This is a genomic window from Bradyrhizobium sp. CCBAU 25360 (assembly GCF_028128695.1).
In the GTDB taxonomy this organism is placed as follows: Bacteria; Pseudomonadota; Alphaproteobacteria; order Rhizobiales; family Xanthobacteraceae; genus Bradyrhizobium; species Bradyrhizobium ottawaense.
The window spans coordinates 1-18,330 of sequence record NZ_LBJA01000027.1 but is presented as its reverse complement, the minus strand read 5'-3'; the positions used below and the strand labels follow the sequence as shown (position 1 = coordinate 18,330).

The 18,330-nt window shown below is 64.1% G+C and carries 14 protein-coding genes and 1 pseudogene; 7 read left to right on the top strand and 8 right to left on the bottom strand.

Features of this window, described 5'->3' with window-relative positions; all coding sequences use genetic code 11:
* Positions 1-21: 21 nt before the first annotated feature.
* Positions 22-1,293 (top strand): fumarylacetoacetase, encoded by a 1,272-nt coding sequence (gene fahA / locus XH81_RS05610; protein WP_028143904.1) that lies wholly within the window; start codon positions 22-24, stop codon positions 1,291-1,293.
* A gap of 125 nt (positions 1,294-1,418) precedes the next feature.
* Here fahA and XH81_RS05605 read toward each other — a convergent pair whose 3' ends face one another.
* Together XH81_RS05605 and XH81_RS05600 are read right to left on the bottom strand one after the other, a co-directional pair.
* A complete protein-coding gene (locus XH81_RS05605; RefSeq protein ID WP_028143905.1) occupies positions 1,419-1,730 on the bottom strand; it encodes a DUF1272 domain-containing protein in 312 nt (103 codons plus the stop codon).
* A 72-nt stretch (positions 1,731-1,802) separates the two neighbouring features.
* Positions 1,803-2,282, bottom strand: coding sequence for an Lrp/AsnC family transcriptional regulator (locus tag XH81_RS05600; protein ID WP_028143906.1), 480 nt, complete (start codon positions 2,280-2,282; stop codon positions 1,803-1,805).
* A gap of 123 nt (positions 2,283-2,405) precedes the next feature.
* Here XH81_RS05600 and hppD point away from each other — a divergent pair, with 123 nt between their 5' ends.
* The gene (hppD, locus tag XH81_RS05595; protein WP_097669197.1) at positions 2,406-3,521 is read left to right on the top strand and encodes a 4-hydroxyphenylpyruvate dioxygenase; all 1,116 of its coding nucleotides are present in this window, start codon (positions 2,406-2,408) and stop codon (positions 3,519-3,521) included.
* Between the two features lie 223 nt (positions 3,522-3,744).
* On the opposite strand, the gene XH81_RS05590 is transcribed toward hppD, so the two are convergent.
* The 4 genes from XH81_RS05590 to XH81_RS05575 form a co-directional block, all read right to left on the bottom strand.
* Positions 3,745-4,851 carry a CaiB/BaiF CoA transferase family protein gene (locus tag XH81_RS05590; RefSeq protein WP_028143908.1) on the bottom strand — a complete coding sequence of 369 codons (1,107 nt, stop codon included), beginning with the start codon at positions 4,849-4,851 and terminating at the stop codon, positions 3,745-3,747.
* Between the two features lie 198 nt (positions 4,852-5,049).
* Positions 5,050-5,850 (bottom strand): FAD binding domain-containing protein, encoded by an 801-nt coding sequence (locus XH81_RS05585; RefSeq protein ID WP_028143909.1) that lies wholly within the window; start codon positions 5,848-5,850, stop codon positions 5,050-5,052.
* Positions 5,851-5,865: 15 nt separating this feature from the next.
* Positions 5,866-8,208 carry a xanthine dehydrogenase family protein molybdopterin-binding subunit gene (locus XH81_RS05580; RefSeq protein ID WP_028143910.1) on the bottom strand — a complete coding sequence of 781 codons (2,343 nt, stop codon included), beginning with the start codon at positions 8,206-8,208 and terminating at the stop codon, positions 5,866-5,868.
* Between the two features lie 83 nt (positions 8,209-8,291).
* Entirely contained in the window at positions 8,292-8,777 is a 486-nt protein-coding gene (locus XH81_RS05575; protein ID WP_018321562.1) for a (2Fe-2S)-binding protein, read from the bottom strand.
* A 922-nt stretch (positions 8,778-9,699) separates the two neighbouring features.
* Between XH81_RS05575 and XH81_RS05570 the strand changes: the two genes are divergently transcribed.
* The 4 genes from XH81_RS05570 to XH81_RS05555 all read left to right on the top strand — a co-directional run bounded on the left by XH81_RS05570 (position 9,700) and on the right by XH81_RS05555 (position 14,327).
* Complete coding sequence (locus XH81_RS05570) at positions 9,700-11,415, top strand: PQQ-dependent methanol/ethanol family dehydrogenase (RefSeq protein WP_038974744.1); 1,716 nt, start codon at positions 9,700-9,702, stop codon at positions 11,413-11,415.
* A 130-nt stretch (positions 11,416-11,545) separates the two neighbouring features.
* Positions 11,546-12,727: a c-type cytochrome gene (locus tag XH81_RS05565; protein ID WP_028143913.1), complete on the top strand. Its 1,182-nt coding sequence runs from the start codon at positions 11,546-11,548 to the stop codon at positions 12,725-12,727.
* 108 nt (positions 12,728-12,835) lie between these two features.
* Positions 12,836-13,522, top strand: a complete 687-nt coding sequence (locus tag XH81_RS05560) for a response regulator (protein WP_028143914.1) — start codon at positions 12,836-12,838, stop codon at positions 13,520-13,522.
* A gap of 106 nt (positions 13,523-13,628) precedes the next feature.
* Positions 13,629-14,327, top strand: a complete 699-nt coding sequence (locus XH81_RS05555) for a response regulator (protein WP_038950738.1) — start codon at positions 13,629-13,631, stop codon at positions 14,325-14,327.
* 144 nt (positions 14,328-14,471) lie between these two features.
* Here XH81_RS05555 and XH81_RS05550 read toward each other — a convergent pair whose 3' ends face one another.
* Together XH81_RS05550 and XH81_RS05545 are read right to left on the bottom strand one after the other, a co-directional pair.
* The gene (locus XH81_RS05550) at positions 14,472-15,830 is read right to left on the bottom strand and encodes a hybrid sensor histidine kinase/response regulator (RefSeq protein ID WP_028143916.1); all 1,359 of its coding nucleotides are present in this window, start codon (positions 15,828-15,830) and stop codon (positions 14,472-14,474) included.
* 10 nt (positions 15,831-15,840) lie between these two features.
* Positions 15,841-17,007: an FIST N-terminal domain-containing protein gene (locus XH81_RS05545; protein WP_028143917.1), complete on the bottom strand. Its 1,167-nt coding sequence runs from the start codon at positions 17,005-17,007 to the stop codon at positions 15,841-15,843.
* A gap of 265 nt (positions 17,008-17,272) precedes the next feature.
* Here XH81_RS05545 and XH81_RS05540 point away from each other — a divergent pair.
* Positions 17,273-18,330 (top strand): annotated as a pseudogene (locus XH81_RS05540) (methyl-accepting chemotaxis protein); the annotation flags it as partial.

Here is an 18,330-nt window from a genome sequence, read left to right as displayed (position 1 = left end):
CCGCTGTGCCACGAGAAACCTATGCCCCACCCCAACGACCCCAGCCTCCGCTCCTTCATCGACGTCGATCCCGCCTCCGACTTCCCGATCCAGAACCTGCCCTACGGCGTGTTCTCGACCGCGGCCAATCCGACGCCGCGCGTCGGCGTCGCGATCGGCGATTACGTGCTCGATCTCTGGGAGCTCGAGCAGGATTCCCGGCTCGATGTCGGTCCGCTCGGCGTGTTCTCCGGCGCCTCGCTCAATCCTTTCATGGCGCTGGGACCAAAGGTCTGGACCAGGACGCGGGCGCGGATCAGCGAGCTCCTGCGGGCCGATCATCCGGAGCTGCGCGACAATGGGGAGCTGCGCAGCCGCGCGCTGGTGCCGGTGCGCGATGCAAGGCTGCATCTGCCCTTCACCGTCTCCGGCTACACCGATTTTTACTCGTCCAAGGAGCACGCCACCAATGTCGGCGTGATGTTCCGCGGCAAGGACAATGCGCTGCAGCCGAACTGGCTGCACATGCCGATCGCCTATAACGGTCGCGCCTCCACGGTCGTGGTCTCCGGCACCCAGGTGAAACGGCCGCGCGGGCAGCTGAAGCCGCCGAATGTCGAGCTGCCGAGCTTCGGGCCCTGCAAGCGGCTCGATTTCGAGCTGGAGATGGGCGTCGTGATCGGCCAGCCCTCGCCGATGGGCGGCATGCTGACGGAGAGCCAGGCCGAGGAGATGATCTTCGGCTTCGTGCTGCTCAACGATTGGAGCGCGCGCGACATCCAGCAATGGGAATATGTGCCGCTCGGCCCGTTCCTCGCCAAAGCGTTCGCGACCTCGATCAGCCCGTGGGTGGTGACGCGCGAGGCGCTGGAGCCGTTCCGCCAGAAGGGGCCGGAGCAGGAGCCGGTGCCGCTGGATTATCTCAAGCAGGGCAAACCGCAGAACTACGATGTCGCGCTCGACGTCTCCTTGCGCGCCGCCGGCGCCAACGCGCCGGCCGGCATCAGCCGCACCAATTTCAAATACATGTACTGGTCGTCGGTGCAGCAGCTGATGCACCATGCCTCCTCCGGCTGCGCCATGAATGTCGGCGATCTCCTCGGCAGCGGCACGATCTCCGGTCCGGAGAAGAACCAGCGCGGCAGCTTGCTCGAGATCAGCTGGAACGGCACCGAGCCGATCGAGCTCCCCGGTGGCGCCAAGCGCTCATTCCTGGAGGATGGCGATAGCCTCGTGATGCGCGGCTGGTGCCAGGGCTGCGGCTATCGCGTGGGGTTCGGTGAGGTGGAAGGGACGATTTTGGCGGCGGAGTAGCCGCGCGCTCATGTCTTGTAGGGTGGGTTAGCGTCAGCGTAACCCACCTCTTCAGTGTCCGCGGTCGCAGACGTGGTGGGTTACGCTGCGCTAACCCACCCTACGCATCGACGGCGTGGAGAGACCTACCGGCTCTCCGGCGGCACGTCCCGTATCCGCGCGCAATGCGCCGCGACGTCCTCGACGCTGTATTTCAGATGCACCCGCTTGTCCGACGGCGCCTGTTTGCTCGTGCAGACGCCCGGCCGCCATTCCTGCGTCGGCCTGATCGGGCGCGGCGCAAAACCGCCGCCGCAGTTCGGGCAGACGTTGGACAGTTTCGTCTCGACGCAGTCCGCACAGAACGTGCATTCGTACGAGCAGATCCGCGCGTTCGTCGCATCCGGCGGCAGGTCGCGGTCGCAATATTCGCAGTTCGGTCGAAGCTGGAGGGCCATGGCTGAATCTCCGGATTGGCTGGGATCATCGCAGATCGCGCGGGGAGCGCGAATGACGTAGTTCCCTCGATTTCAGCCGGCCTTGATCTCCCTCAGCGGCAATCGCGAGCTCTCCTTCAGCCTGTCGAGCACGATCGAGGAGCGCACATGCGCCACGCTCTGATGCGGCATCAAGACGTCGTTGACGAGGTTGGAGAGGCCCTTGAGATCGCGCAGCACTGCCTTGAGCACGTAGTCGGCGTCACCGGTGAGCGAATAGGCCTCCTGGATCTCGTCGATCCGGTTCACCAGCGCGCGAAACCGCTTGGAATTGTCCGGCGAATGGGTCGCAAGGCCCACCTGGATGAAGGCGATCACGCCGAAGCCGAGCGCCTCGCTGGAGAGATCGGCGTGATAGCCCGCGATCACCTTCTCCTCCTCCAGCCGCATCCGCCGCCGCGAGCATTGCGAGGCCGAAAGTCCCGCGAGGTCCGCGAGTTCCTGGTTGGTGAGGCGGCCATCGTCCTGGAGCGCGCCCAGGATCCTGAGGTCGAAGGCGTCAACCGAAATCATGCGTTGTTTGCCCATATCATGCACGGATCGTGCATATGATAGCCAAAGACCGTCCCGATTGCACGCTCATTGCAGGCCCCATGAAGGATAGTTCCTCCCAGTAGCAATTTGGGAGAGCCGCCTATGGGACCGTTTCCGCACGATGCACCGCCGGCCACTGTCAGCGCCGACAATCCGATGGGCACCGACGGGTTCGAATTCGTCGAATATGCGCATCCCAATCCGCAAGAGCTGCATGCGCTGTTCAAGCTGATGGGTTATGCGCCGGTCGCGCGCCACAAGACCAAGAAGATCACGGTCTATCGCCAGGGCGACATCAACTATCTCGTCAACGAGGAGCCCGGCACCCACGGTTACGAGTTCGTTGCCACGCATGGGCCCTGCGCCCCCTCGATGGCGTTCCGCGTGGTCGACGCGAAGGCGGCCTATGACCGCGCGATTTCGCTCGGCGCGGAGCCTGCCGATGTGTCGCCGGCCCAGAAGACGCTCGATGTGCCCGCGATCAAGGGCATCGGTGGCAGCCTGCTGTATCTCGTCGATCGCTACGGTGCCAAGGGCTCGGCCTATGAGGCCGAGTTCGAATGGCTTGGCGAGCGCGATCCGCGGCCTGCCGGCGCCGGCCTGTTCTATCTCGACCATCTCACCCACAACGTCCATCGCGGCCGCATGGACGTCTGGGCCGGCTTCTACGAAAAGCTGTTCAACTTCCGCCAGATCCGCTTCTTCGACATCGAGGGCCGCGCCTCCGGCCTGTTCTCGCGCGCACTGACCAGCCCAGATGGCAAGATCCGGATTCCGATCAACGAGGACGCCGGCGATTCCGGCCAGATCGAGGAATATCTGAAGACCTATCGCGGCGAGGGCATCCAGCACATCGCCTGCGGCTGCCGCGACATCTACCGCACCATCGAAGGCCTGCGCGTCGCCGGCCTGCCCTTCATGCCGTCGCCGCCGGAGACCTATTTCGAGCGGATCGACGCGCGCCTGCCCAAGCATGGCGAGGACCTCGCGCGTCTCCGGAAGAACGGCATCCTGATCGACGGCGAAGGCGTGGTCGAGGGCGGCCAGACCAAGGTGCTGCTCCAGATCTTCTCGGCCAACGCGATCGGCCCGATCTTCTTCGAGTTCATCCAGCGCAAGGGCGACGACGGATTCGGCGAGGGCAACTTCAAGGCCCTGTTCGAATCGATCGAGGAGGATCAGATTCGGCGCGGAGTGCTGAAGGTGGATGCGGCGTAGGCACCTGCGTTAGACGCGGGGTGCACCCTCAATGTCGGTGTCGTCCCCGCGAAGGCGGGGACCCATACCCACAGGGATTAGTTGCTACAGGGAGTAGTTGCGGCGCGAGCAGATAACTCCGAGTCTTCGCCAAACCGCTTCCTGTGGTTATGGGTCCCGGATCTGCACTCGCTACGCTCGCTTGTTCGGGACGACGGCGGAGTTTGAGGCGGCAGCGGAGAGTCTATCTCTTCCACGCCTTCGTCACCGCGGCGATCTCCGCTGCCTCCGGCTCACGCACCGTCGACGGTGTCCGCGAGAACCGCGGCGCCGGCGCGGGCTGCTTGACGCCATGACGCTCGACGAACACGTTGCGGGCGACCATGTGCGGATGCTGGGTTGCTTCCGACATGGTCAACACCGGCGCGAAGCAGATGTCGGTGCCTTCCATGATCTTGCACCAGTCCTCGCGCGTCTTGCTCTTGAACACGGCCTTCAGCTTCTCCTTGAGCGCCGGCCAGGCCTTGGGGTTCATCTGCGCGTCGAAATCGGCATCGGTCAGGCCCGCATGCTCGCGCAGCAGCGCGTAGAACTGCGGCTCGATCGAGCCGATCGAGACGAAGTGCCCGCAGGCACATTCATAGACGCCGTAGAAATGCGCGCCGCCGTCGAGGAAGTTCTGGTCGCGGCCCTCGGTCCAGCGGCCGAGCGTGGTCATGTCGAAGAAGAACGACATCAGCGATGCCGCCCCGTCGCACATCGCGGCATCGACGACCTGGCCCTTGCCGGATCGCTGCGCCTCCAGCAGGGCTGCGAGCACGCCGACGACGAGATAGAGCGCGCCGCCGCCGAAATCGCCGACCAGATTGAGCGGCGGCACCGGTGCTTCCTTCGTGCCGATGGCGGCGAGCGCACCGGTGATGGAGATGTAATTGATGTCGTGGCCGGCCGCATTGGCGAGCGGGCCTTCCTGGCCCCAGCCGGTCATGCGGCCATAGACCAGCTTGGGGTTGCGCGCGAGCACGACGTCCGGGCCGAGCCCGAGCCGCTCCATCACGCCGGGACGAAAGCCCTCGACCAGCGCATCGGCGCTGGCAAGCAGGTCGAGCACCTCTGCGATCGCGGCCTTGTCCTTGAGGTCGAGCTCGATCACCTTGCGGCCGCGCCCCGCCACCGACTTCATGCTCTTCTTCGCGCCGACCCGGTCGAGCGTGACGACGTCGGCACCCATGTCGGCCAGCATCATGCAGGCGAACGGGCCGGGGCCGATGCCGGCGAATTCGACGATGCGGAAGCCCGAGAGCGGGCCGGAGGAGCGGACGGTCGAGGTGGGCGCTGATTTGTCGAGCACGTTGTTGTTTCCTCGGGTCGCGGGCGGATGCCGATGGTTCGGCAATCGCCGCTGACATTCTTCTTTGGAGCGAGTTAATCGGCTGATTAACTTTTCTCGCCTTCATGCCAGCGAGGCAAGCGCTTTTGATGCCGCATGGCCAAAATAAAACGGCGCGCACCGAAGTGCGCGCCGCGGAAAATTTGTGTCGAGGCGCTATCAGCGCGCCGCGGCCACCGCGCGCTGTGCCATTACCTTGATGAGGTTGGCGCGGTACTCGGCAGTGCCGTGGATGTCGGCCAGCAATCCGTTCGCCGAAATCGTCACGCCGTCGATCGCCGACGGCGACCAGTTCGCCTTCAGCGCCGCCTCAATCGCGGGCACCCGCATCACGCCGCTCTGCGAGGCGCCGGTCGCGGCGACCCGAACCTCGCCCGATTTGGTCTGCGCGACGAACACGCCGGTCAGCGCAAAGCGCGAGGCCGGATGCCGCATCTTCTCGTAGCCGGCTTTTGCCGGCACCGGGAACGACACGGCGGTGATGATCTCGCCGTCTTCGAGTGCCGTGGTGAAGAGGCCCTGGAAGAAGTCCTCGGCCGAGATCGACCGCTTGTTGGTCTTCACGGTGGCGCCAAGGGCCAACAAAGCGGCCGGGAAATCCGCGGCCGGATCGTTGTTGGCGATCGAGCCGCCGATCGTGCCGCGGTAACGCACGGCGGGGTCGCCGAGCACCGAGGTGAGATAGGCAATCGCGGGAATCGCCTTCTTCACATCGGCATTGGTCATGATGTCGTAATAGATCGTGGCGGCCTTGATGGTCAGCGTGTCGCCCGACAATTCGACGCCCTGCAGCTCCTTGATCTTGCCGAGGTCGATCACGTCGGAGGGGCTTGCGAGGCGCTGCTTCATCACCGGCAGCAGCGTCTGGCCGCCGGCAAGGAACTTCGACTCGCTGCCCTTGGCGAACAGGCTGGCGGCCTCGTCGACCGAGGAAGCGCGATGATAGGTGGTCTGGTACATCTTCGTTCCTCCCTCTTAAGCCGCGTGGATCGTGCGCCACACCCGGTCAGGGGTTGCGGGCATTTCCAGGTTGTTCTTGCCGATCGCATCCGTGATCGCGTTGATCACGGCTGCAGAGGCGCCGATCGCGCCGGCCTCACCGCAGCCCTTGATGCCCAGGGGATTGCCCGGGCACAGCGTCGTGGTGTGGGAGAGGTTGAAGGAGGGCACGTCGTCGGCGCGCGGCATGGCGTAGTCCATGAACGAGGCCGTGACCGGCTGGCCGTTGGCATCGTAGATCGCATGCTCGAGCAGCGCCTGTCCGATGCCTTGAACAAGGCCGCCATGGACCTGGCCCTCGACGATCATCGGATTGATCAGCCGGCCGAAATCATCTGCCGCGACGAAGTTGACGAAGGAGGTCTTGCCGGTGCCGGGATCGACCTCGAGCTCGCAGATATAGGTGCCGGCCGGGAAGGTGAAGTTGGTGGGGTCGTAGAAGGCGCTTTCCTTCAGACCCGGCTCCATCCCGTCAGGCAGATTGTGCGCGGTATAGGCTGCAAGGGCGACCATCGGCAGGGCAATCGCCTTGTCGGTGCCGGTGACCTTGAACTCGCCGTTCTCGATGACGATGTCGGCCTCGGAAGCTTCCAGCGCATGCGCCGCAATCTTCTTGGCCTTCGATTCCATCTTCTCCATCGCCTTCAGGATCGCGGTGAGGCCGACGGCCGCCGAGCGCGAGCCGTAGGTGCCCATGCCGAACTGCACCTTGTCGGTGTCGCCATGGACGATCGAGACCTGGCTGATGGGAACGCCGAGGCGCTCCGCGACGAGCTGGCAGAACGTGGTCTCGTGACCCTGGCCGTGGCTGTGCGATCCCGTCAGTATCTCGATGGTGCCGACCGGGTTGACGCGTACCTCGGCCGATTCCCACAGGCCGACGCCGGCGCCCAGGCTACCGACCGCCTTCGACGGCGCGATGCCGCAGGCCTCGATGTAGCAGGACACGCCGATGCCGCGCAGCTTGCCGTCGGCTTTCGCCTTGGCCTTGCGGGCGGGGAAGCCGGCATAGTCGATCGCCTTCATGGCAGCGTCGAGCGAGGCGTTAAAGTCCCCGGTGTCATAGGCCATGATGACAGGCGTCTGATGCGGGAACTGGGTGATGAAGTTGGTCCGGCGCAGCTCGGCCGGATCGACCTTCAACTGCCGCGCCGCCGTTTCCATCAGCCGCTCGATCAGATAGCTCGCCTCGGGGCGGCCCGCGCCGCGATAGGCGTCGACCGGCGTGGTGTTGGTGTAGACCCCGATCACCTCGGCGTGGATCGCCGGGATGTTGTACTGGCCCGACAGCAGCGTCGCGTAGAGATAGGTCGGCACCGAGGACGAGAACAGCGACATGTAGGCGCCGAAATTGGCGTAGGTCTTCACCTTGAGGCCGGTGATCTTGTTGCTGGCGTCGAACGCCAGCTCGGCATGGGTGACGTGGTCACGGCCATGCGCGTCGGTGAGGAAGGCCTCGGTGCGGTCGCCGGTCCATTTCACGGGACGGCCGATCTTCTTGGAGGCCCACAGCGCCACCATCTCTTCGGGATAGATGAAGATCTTGGAGCCGAAGCCGCCGCCGACGTCGGGGGCGATCACGCGCAGCTTGTGCTCGGGGGCGATGTTGTAGAACGCCGACAGCACGAGGCGGGCGACGTGCGGGTTCTGCGAGGTCGTGTAGAGCGTGAAATGCTCTTCCGCCGCGTCGTAATCGGCGATCGCCGCGCGCGGCTCCATCGCGTTCGGGGCGAGGCGGTTGTTGGTGACGTCGAGCTTGACCACATTGGCGGCCTTGGCGAAGGCGGCATCGGTGGCACCCTCGTCGCCGATCACCCAGTCATAGACCTGGTTGCCGGGAGCTTCGGGGTGAAGCTGCGGCGCGCCAGACTTGATCGCGGCTTGGACGTCGGCGACCGCCGGGAGCTCTTCATAATTCACGACGACGGCCTCGGCCGCGTCGCGCGCCAGATTCTTGCTGTCGGCGATCACGACCGCGACGGCCTGACCGACGAAGCGCACGGTCTCCGGCGCCATCGCCGGCCACGCGCCCATCTTCATCGGGCTGCCGTCCTTGGAGGTGATGGCCCAGCCGCAAATGAGGTTGCCGACCTTGTCGTCGACAATCTGCTGGCCCGTGAGCACCGCGACCACGCCCGGCATCTTCAGCGCGGCGGAGGAATCGATCCCCTTCACCTTGGCGTGTGCGTGCGGGCTGCGGATGAAATGGGCATGGGTCATGCCCAGCAGCTTGATGTCGTCCACGTACCGGCCCTTGCCGGTAATGAAACGCTTGTCTTCCTTGCGCACGACTCGCGCGCCGATGCCTTCTACACCCATGTCTGGTCCTCCCGACCGGAAATTTCTTTGACCGCGCTTTCCCTCGAAAGCTGCAGCCGTGGTTCTTTTCGAGGCGTGCCGCTTTACTCGGCCGCCTGCGAGACCTTCATGCGCCCGGCTGCATCCAGCACGGCTTTGACGATGTTGTGGTAGCCGGTGCAGCGGCAGATATTGCCTTCCAGCTCGGTTCGGACGGTCGCCTCGTCAAGCTGGCCGCCGTGACGATGCACGATGTCGATCGCCGACATGATCATGCCCGGCGTGCAATAGCCGCATTGCAGGCCGTGATTGTCGCGGAAGGCGGCCTGCATCGGGTGCAGCTCGTCGCCCTTGGCGATGCCTTCGATGGTGGTGATGCTGGCCCCGTCGGCCTGGCCCGCCAGCATGGTGCAGGATTTCACCGCGCGGCCGTCCATGTGCACGACACAGGCGCCGCACTGGCTGGTGTCGCAGCCGACATGGGTACCCGTGAGATTGAGGTGATCGCGCAGCAGTTGGACCAGCAGCGTGCGGTCCTCGACGTCGACAGCAACGGCCTTGCCGTTCACCGTCAGTTTGACTGTAGACACGATGTCGTCCTCCCAGAATGTTTGTAGTTATTCCAATTAGAAACAGCGCGATGAAACTTTGCAACTGGGATTTTGGGTCGCCGGCGTCACGAAACGGTCGTCGAGGCGCCGCGATCAGACAACAGCGATCCGTGCCGCCGCCAGCGCATGGCGCGACCTGTCCGAAACCTGCAAGGAGATGGTCTCTCGTCTTCCGCGGCGTCCACCTCTGCCATCGCGCGAAGGTTGCTCGCCCCGCGGATGTCGGTCCTTGGCGCCGCCGATTGTCTCTCCCTTGGGATTCTTGTCGTCGTTCCGAAAATAGGAGCACGGCCGGGCAACTTTGTAATCGCGATCTTGGTAGTAGGATTTGGCGCGGTAAGCCATTGATTTCATTGAAGCGTTGATCGCCCACGACGAGCCGGGCCGGCTCGGGGGGGCTGCCGGGAAGCGGACTGACCAAGTCCGCCTGTACCCCCTGGCGATCAATGGACGCGAAGAAGACAACCGATCTCTCGAGATGGCTTCGCCAATCGAGCGCCCACCGTCGTTCTGAAGGCGGGCCGGTCAAAGCGAGCGACAACGACACCGTGACATTGACGGATTTCGTAACGCCCAGCGGCCATCCGTCGCGGTTGAACCGTCGTCGTGATTTGTGGACGTCGCTGATGCCGACTTTCGACGGAACGCGCGGATGGCTGCACGATGTTGCCGCAATCCAATCACTGGTTTCGAGCTGCCAACGAGCGACAAGAAGCGAGTGCCGACAACGAGATGAGTGGCCAAGCCTGACAGTGATTTGCACTACTACCTTCCGCCTATACTAAGCGCGAAAAGTCGATGCTGTAATTTCCGTGATGGTTCGCAGGCGAACTGCGTATCGAAAGCGCAAAAGCGCATCGGCGCCCAACGTGGCGCGCAAAGCAACATCACGGAGGGAATAATGACCTTTGGAACGAGGGGCTTCTTGGCCGGCATTTCGATGATCGCGATGCTGGGCGCCGGCACGATTGGCGTTCGCGCCAACGATTCACTGCTCAAAGCGCAATCCGATTCCAATCAATGGGCGGTGGCGGGCCACGACTACGCCAACACGCGGTTCAGCCCGCTCAACCAGATCAACGCCGAGAACGCCGGCAAGCTGTCGCTTGCCTATTCGTTCTCGCTTGCATCGCTGCGCTCGAACGAATCCTCGCCGATCGTCATCGGCAACACGTTGTACGTCTCGACGTCATGGGGGCCGAAATACGTCTACGCGCTCGACGCCGCGACCGGTGCGCGCAAGTGGACCTACGAGCCGGAGATTCCGGACGACGTGCTGCAATACGCCTGCTGCGACGTGAACAATCGCGGCGTCTCCTACGCTGACGGCAAGATCTTCGTCGGCCGGCTCGACGGCAAGCTGACGGCGCTCGACGCTGCGACGGGCAAGGCGCTGTGGACGGCGAAGGTGGTCGATTACAAGCAGGGCTCGGTCATCACCTCGCCGCCGCTGGTCGTGCGCGACAAGGTCATCACCGGCTTCGGCGGTGGCGAGTACGGCGTGCGCGGCGCGCTTCAGGCCTTCGACATCAACACCGGCAAGCTCGCTTGGCAGACCTTTACCGTTCCCACGCCGGAGGAGCCCGGCGGCGATACCTGGAAGGGTGATTCCGCGCAGCATGGCGGCGGCGCGGCCTGGCTGGTCGGCTCTTATGATCCCAAGACCGATACCGTGTATTGGGGCACCAGCAATCCCGGGCCGTGGAACACTGCCGTGCGCTCGACCGGCAATGGCGATTTCGGCAAGCTGACCAACCTCTACACGGCCTCGACGCTGGCCCTCGACCCGAACACCGGCAAGATCAAGTGGCATATCCAGACCACGCCCGCCGACGCCTGGGACTATGACGGCGTGAACGAGGCCGTGCTCGCCGACCTCAACATCGGCGGCAGCAACGTTCCGGCGCTGATGAAGGCGGATCGCAACGGGTTCTTCTTCGTCGCCAACCGCGAGACCGGCAGGGTTCTTTCGGCGGAGAAGTATGTCTTCTCGAACTGGGCGCAGAAATTCGATCTCGCCACCATGCGCGCGGTCGAGGATCCCGACAAGCGTCCGGGCCCGGGCCATCCCGCCAAGGACATCTGCCCCAATCTGATCGGCGGCAAGAACTGGCAGCCGATGTCGTTCAACCCGCAGACCGGCCTCGTCTACATTCCCTCCAACAATGTCTGCATGGATTGGTCGGTCAGTGACGTCGCCTACAAGCGCGGCGTGTTCTATCTCGGCGCAGAATTCCCGACCAAGGAAGGCCCCGGTGGCTTCCTCGGCGAGCTCGTGGCCTGGGATCCCGTCAACCAGAAGAAAGTCTGGTCCATCAAGGAAGACCTGCCTTTCAATGGCGGTACGCTGACCACTGGCGGGGGCCTGGTGTTCGCCGGCAACATCCATGGCGATTTCCGCGCCATCGATGCGAAATCCGGCAAAATGCTCTGGAGCAAGAATCTCGGCTCCGGCATCGGTGCGGGTCCTGTGACCTACATGGTCGACGGCAAGCAATACGTCGCCATCGTCGTCGGCCGTACGGCAGCACTGCCCGCGTTCCTGGGCGAGGTTGGCAAGAAGATGACGGCTGCAGCTCCCGAGGGCGGCTCGCTCTTCGTGTTCTCCGTCCAGTGACCACTGGCGCGTGTATCCCGAGGTGAGGGGATACACGCGCTCTTTTCCCAAAGTGTGATCGCGTCGTTGCGGCCGAGGCAGGGCCTTGTCGCAACGTGACGCCAACGATGCCCAACCACGGGAGGTGAGGATGCGTCCAAATCGTTCTGGCCTTGGCAATAGCAGACGTCGCGCCATCGCAGCTTTACTTGCATGTGTTGCCGGTTCCGCGCTCATCGTGCCAGCCGCCACAAGCCGCGCCGACGAAGTGAAGCCGTTCCGGCTCTGTGCCGATCCGACCAATCTTCCGTTCTCGAGCAACAGCCCCTCGCAACCCGGCCTCTATGTCGAGATCGGGCAGGCGCTGGCGCGGGCGCTCGGGCGGCCGATCGCCTACGACTGGTACAAATCGTATTTCGGCAAGCGCACCGTCCGCGTGACGCTGCTCGGCAAGCAGTGCGACGCCATGATCGGCCTGCCGCGCTCCGAGGATTTCATGGGGCCAGCCGTCATCTTCTCGAGCACGGTTGCGCGTGAGGGTTACGCCCTCGTGACGGCAAAGGACCGGACGGTCTCCGGGATCGACGAACTCCGGGGCAAGCGGGTCGCCGTGCAGTTCGCCAGCACGCCACAGAACCTCCTGGCGACGCGTGACGACATCCAGAAGGTGACGGTGCTGTCGCCCGAGGAAGGCATGCAGGCGCTCGATCGGGGCAAGGCCGACGTCGCCTTTATCTGGGGACCCGTGGCCGGCTGGCTGAACAAGACCGTCTACCAGGATCGGTATCGCGTTCAGCTCACCGAAGGCGAAGGTTTGTCGTGGGACGCGGCGATCGGCTTCGCGAAGGCCTCGACAGAACTGCGCGACCAGATCGATGCGGTCTTGCCGGACCTCGAGCGGACCATCGCCGACCTCAAGGTGAAGTATGGCCTGCCGACCGGTCAGGCTCTCCACTTCAATGCCGTGCAGACGCCGGCGGGAACCACGACCGGAGCCGGGACCGGCGCGGCGCATGTGGCCAGCGTCGTCGCGACCGAGACCAAGGGCGACGCGCTGGCGTCAAATGCCGAAGCTGTCGGTCAGGGCAAGGAGATCTTCAACGGCACCTGTGCGCATTGCCATGGTCCCGACGCGATCCAGAGCGAGCGGAAGATCGATCTGAGGCTGCTACGTCACCGCTACGGCGACGAGATGCGAGAGAAATTCCTGACCACGGTGCATGAGGGGCGTCCGGCCAAGGGCATGCCGTCCTGGAAAGAGGTCTTCACCGACAGCCAGTTCGACAACATCTACGCCTTTCTGCTGACGGTTCAGGCCGAATCGAACGACTGAATGGTCTTGACCGGACGGCATCGGGGAGATGTTCTAGGGTCCGTTTCGCATCCATCGGCACGAACGTCCGATGGATGCGCCCGCGCGATGGACCCCGGGGAAGGTGCCATGACCAGCTTCCTGATCATCGACGATCATCCGCTGTTTCGCGAGGCGCTCGGCAATGCCGTGCGGCTGGCGCTGCCGGAGGCCCGCATTCTCGAAGCGATGTCGATCGAGGACGCCTTACGGGTGCTTTCGGTCGAACGGGGGATCGACCTTGCGCTGCTCGATCTCTCGCTTCCCGACGCAACCGGTTTCTCCGGCTTTCTCAGGCTGCGCGAGACCTATCCGCGCCTGCCGGTCGCCATCGTCTCGAGCGAGGAGGATCAGCATGTGGTCCGCGAGGCGCTGGCGCTGGGTGCTGCCGGCTATCTGCCGAAATCCACGTCCAAGCGCGAGCTCGCGCAGTCGATCGAAGGCGTGCTCGGCGGATCGGTGTCGGTGCCGAAGGATTTCGTGGCGGAGCCGCAGCGGAAGCGGGCCGACAGCAGCAAGGCACTCAGGGTCAAGCTTCGCGAACTGACGCCGCAGCAGCTTCGCGTGCTCGATCTCCTTCGCCGCGGCTATCCGAACCGGCAGATCGCGCAGGAGCTTCAACTCGCCGAATCCACTGTGAAGGCGCACATCACCGAGATCCTGCGCAAGCTCGGACTGTTCAGCCGCAACAAGGCGATCGTCGAGATCGGCAAGGTCGATCTGCCGGATCCGCGGCAGCGGCCCCATCCGAGGATCGATCGCGGGAGGCCGCAATGAGCTGCTGGTCCGATTTGATCTGGATCAAGCCGGGTTGCTCCGGCGACGGCATGCTCGCCGGTCTGATCGCTGACTTCGGTGACGAGCTGGGAACGGCCCAAATCTGATGCGGTTTCTGATTGTCGAGGATCATCCGCTGTTTCGCGAGGCGCTCGAGGGAGCGCTGCAAATGGCGACGCCGGATGCCGAGATGCTTCAGGCCACCTCGATCGACGGTGCGCTCGAATTGTTGGCGTCGAGGCCCGATGTCGACCTCATTCTTCTCGACCTGTCGATACCCGGGACGACCGGACTGTCCGGCATCATCCGCATCCGCAAGGCGTTTCCGCGCATTCCCGTCGTCATCGTGTCGGGGCACCAGGACGCGCAGATCATCTCGGGCGCATTGTCGCTCGGCGTATCCGGCTACATCCTCAAATCCTCGTCCAAGCAGGAGCTGGCGCATTCGATCGGCGAAGTCGTGCGCGGCGCGGTGTGTCTGCCGGCCGCTTTTCGCGCGCTGGCCCGCCCGCAGCGTTCGCCGATCGCGGCCCAGGAGCTGCTGAAGCGCCTTCACGATCTGACGCCCCAGCAATTGCGTGTCCTCGAAATGCTCAAGCGCGGCCTGCAGAACAAGCAGATCGCCTTTGAGCTGAAGATCTCCGAGACCACCGTGAAGGTTCACGTCTCGGATATCCTGCGCAAGCTGAACGTGATGAGCCGCACCAAGGCGATCGTCGAAATGTCGAAGATCGATTTTGCGACGCTGGCGGGCTCGGGAGCGGCCGCGAAGCGCGACCGCGCCCGGACCGATCCGCAGGCATGATTGCCACCTCGTTCGCAGCCGATGCGGCGCGAGGTGATGAACTAAAGCGCGATATGCGATCAGGATGAATCGTCATCGCGCTTTAGGTTGTTGTTTAAGCATGATCTTTCCGGAAAACCGCTGCGCACTTTTCCGGATCATGCTTTAGCTCAGCAGGAACGACAGCAGCGCGCGCATTTCCGCCGGCCTGATCGGCTTCTTCAGCACTTCCAGCCCGTAGCGGCTGGCTTCCGCCGCAGCCTTTTCGGAATAATCCGCGGTGATGATCATCGCCGGCACGTCCGACTTCAACCGCTGCCGGATTCCCTCGACGGCCGACAATCCGCTTTCGCCGTGATCGAGATGGAGATCGGCGATGATGGCGTCCGGCGTGCCGCCGAGCTCACTCAAGCGCTGGGCGGCATCCGCGGCGGATTTCGTGGTCGCGACGTCGCAACCCCATCCTTCCAGCAAGGCGGCCAGCGCCTCCGCGCCCGAGGCGTCGTTCTCGATGAGCAGGATCTTGGCCCCTCCCAGACCGCCATAGTGCAGGTCTGCGGGCTTCATCTCCTGCAGGTCGTCGCTGACATCGGCGCGATCGGCCTGCTCCAGCTCGAGCACAAAGGTCGATCCGCGGCCGACATGCGACGACAGCCGCACCTCGTGGCCGAGCGCCGTCGCGAAGCGGCGCACGATCGAAAGACCGAGGCCGAAGCCGGCCTGGTCGGTCGCGCTCGCGTCGCCGCGCTGGAACTCCCGGAAGATCGCCTCCTGCTGCGCCTGCGCAATTCCGGGCCCGGTATCGGAGATCTGGATCGCGATGCGATCGCCACGCCGTCTGCATCCCAGGATGACGCCGCCGCTGCGGGTATAGCGGATCGCATTCGCGAGCAGATTTTGCAGGATCCTCCGGAGCATCATCGGGTCGGACAGGACCGCGAGTGGCGAGCTGCGGACGCGCAGGGACAGTCCCTGCCTCCAGGCGATCGGCTCGAACTCGTCGCGGAGCTGGTCGAGCAGCGGCCCAAGCGCGGTCGGCCGCACGTCGGGCCGGAGCGCGCCCGCATCGAGCTTCGCGATCTCCAGAAGCGAGCGCAGCAGGTCTTCCAGCGTAACCAGGGACCGGTCGACCTGGTCGATGAGCAGGCCTGCTTCCTGCGACTCCATCATCTCGGTGAGGGCCGACAGGGTCAGGCGTGCCGCGTTCAGCGGCTGCAGGAGATCGTGGGTGACCGAGATCAGCACGGACGATTTCAGCGAGCTTGCAGCTTCCGCCTGCTGCTTGGCGCGGTACAAGCCTTCGTTGGCCCGCTCGACCGAACGCAGGGCATCCCGCAACTGATGCGTCCGGTCGCGAACTTGATGGTCGAGCGCAATTGCGGTTTCGAACAGTGAGAACGCATTGAGCTGCTGGTCCATCGACCGCTCGACGCGCGACATCAGCGCCGCATTGATCTTCTTCAGCTTGACCGACTCCCGCCGGAGCTGCTCGATCGTTTCGGCATCCTGCCAGGTCTCTGCCACGTCGGCTCCGTTACGTCGGCCGCCTGCCGATGGCGACGCCGGTGAAGGTCTGGTTCACGTGCATCGAGCCGAACTGTTCGCCGTAGGTATGGAACCCGACGACGCGGTTCTGCCGGTACAGCTCGGACATTTCGCGTGAAAGCTGATGCTGCTCGGCATCCAGCCGGCGTAGCAGGCATTCGAAGCCAATATAGAGAGAGACGTCGCCGATCTGGTCACGGGTTTCCGCGAAGGCGTCGCGGGTGGCTCCGACCAGGCTGCACGAGGTTGCCGTCGTCAGCACCATGCCCTCGTCGATCGCGCAGAAGAAGCGCAGCGAGCCGTCGGGATCGACGCGCTGGATCGACCGCGCATAATAGGACCCGCCGACCCGGACCAGCACCGGATGGGATGCGAAGGAGAACGGGTCGAGCTTGGCGTCGATGATTCCGACGGCACGGGAATATTCCGCGGCGGCAGGCTCGGCGTTCAATTCCTTGACGACGCGCTGCTCGATATCGGCATCGGTGACCACCATCTTCTGTGCGGTCGGCTCGAAATTGTCGCATTTGAACACGCGGAACGGCAGCGACGTGTTCAGGAGAATGAGGAGAGCCGCGTCGGTGTGGGCCTTGCCGTCGAAGAACACCCAGGTCCTTTCGAAGCGCAGGCCGTCGCCGGCCGACCCGCCGACGATCGGGATATTGTCGAGCGAGGCATAGAGGGCGGACATCACAGCTTCTTCGCGGCGGCACATGCCGTCGATCAGCACCAGGCCGAACGGGTTGCGGCCGCTGACCTCCGAGGTTGCCCGCAGCAGCTCGTGGCGAAGCTCGCTGCCGATCCGGCGGCCGTCCTCGACGTGGAAATTGGCGAGATTCAGGATCGGCCGGACCACGGCGTTGAAGTCAGCCTGGCTGAACGTCATCGCGACAACGCTGTTCTCGTCCCAGCCGTCCGGCGCCAGCTCGCCTGCCGTCGTGCAGCCGCAGACCGGCGTGTCCGCAAAGTGTCTCGTGATCTCGGCGATGAACCGATGAGGATCGTAGCGGGGGGAGAGGAAGACCAGGACCAGGGCCAGCTCGTCCGACGGAAGCTGGGCGACCAGCTCGGCAACGGCCTCGTCGACGGTCGGAGCTTTCGATTTCGCGACCGCAACGCTGGACGAACCGCCAAACCGAAGATCGGCCTGCCCCACTTCGTTTCTCTCCTCAAGGACCGGCTTGGTCTGTCGCCAAGATCTGCCGCCAAGTGCCGAAAACAGTAGGGCTTTTCCAGTCTACCCGCAACAAGTCGCGCGGTGTCCGGCCCGGAAGTCGCCGGTCTGGTGCTTGCGCAGCCCGGGATTGCGAGCCGGAGGAATTTACCGCCCCTTGACGATTCTGCCTTAGTTTTGCGCATGCGGTCGGGGAGGCGGGGCGCCTTCGGATCGCGGCTGTTTGGAATAAGTAATGGGGGTGGGAATGTCCGGGCGTATCGCGTCGCCATCAAAGCGCACAATATTTCCCACCCTGAGGTTCCGCGCCAAGATCATCCTGGGTTTCGCGGTCGTGCTGGCGATCTCCGCCGGCAGCATGGCCTTCTCCTATTTCGGCTTCGAGCGGGTTTCGGCCGGGGTCGGGTCCTACCGCAGCAGCGTGTCGGAGGCCGACCTCGCCCGCAACATCGACCGCGAGCTGCTCGGCTACCGTTCGGCCGTCAAATATTTCGTCGTCACCGGCAAGGAAGATGACGCCAAGGCGGCGCTCGAGGCCGAGGCCAGCCTGAAGAACGCCATCGACCAGGCCGTGAAGAGCGCCAAGACCCCGGCGCGGGGGGAGAGTCTCGACAAGCTCGCCAAGGAGTTTGCGAATTTCTCCGCAACCTTCGCCAAGGTTCTGCAGGCCAAGCGTGACAGCACGTTGCTGGTGCAGAACCAGTTGCAGCGCCAAGCCAATCTCCTGAAGTACAAGCTGGACGATATCGGTAACAACGCTTCCGATTCCGAGGCCCAGTCGATCGAGTTCGGTACCAAGCAGGTCAACGCCCAGTTCCAAACCGCGAGTGCTGCAGCCACCAATTTCGTGCTCACGTCCGATCAGGCGATCGCGACCAGCGCGCTGGCGCGGCTGAAATTCGTGGAGAACTCGCTCGGCGCGGTCTATTCGATGGACGACAAGATCGTCGCCGGCCTGAAGGAGGCCAAGACTATCCTCGGCGCCTATCGCGAAGCGCTGGAGAAGCTGATCGCCAACGCCAAGTTGGTCGACGGGCTCGTCACCGAGATGAGCGGTTCGGCCGGTGCCATCCTGCAAGGCGCCACCGCCATGAAGGCGGACCTCGTCGCCGAGCAGCAGCGGCTGGATTCGGAATCGGAAGCGACGATCGGGAAGACCGAGCAACTGGTTCTGATGCTCGCCATCGGCGGTACGCTGCTTGGTGCGGTCCTCGCCATCCTGCTCGGCACCGGCATCTCGCGTCCGATGATCGCGATGTGCAAGGCGATGCGTGAGCTGGCCTCGGGCAATTTCGACGTGGTGCT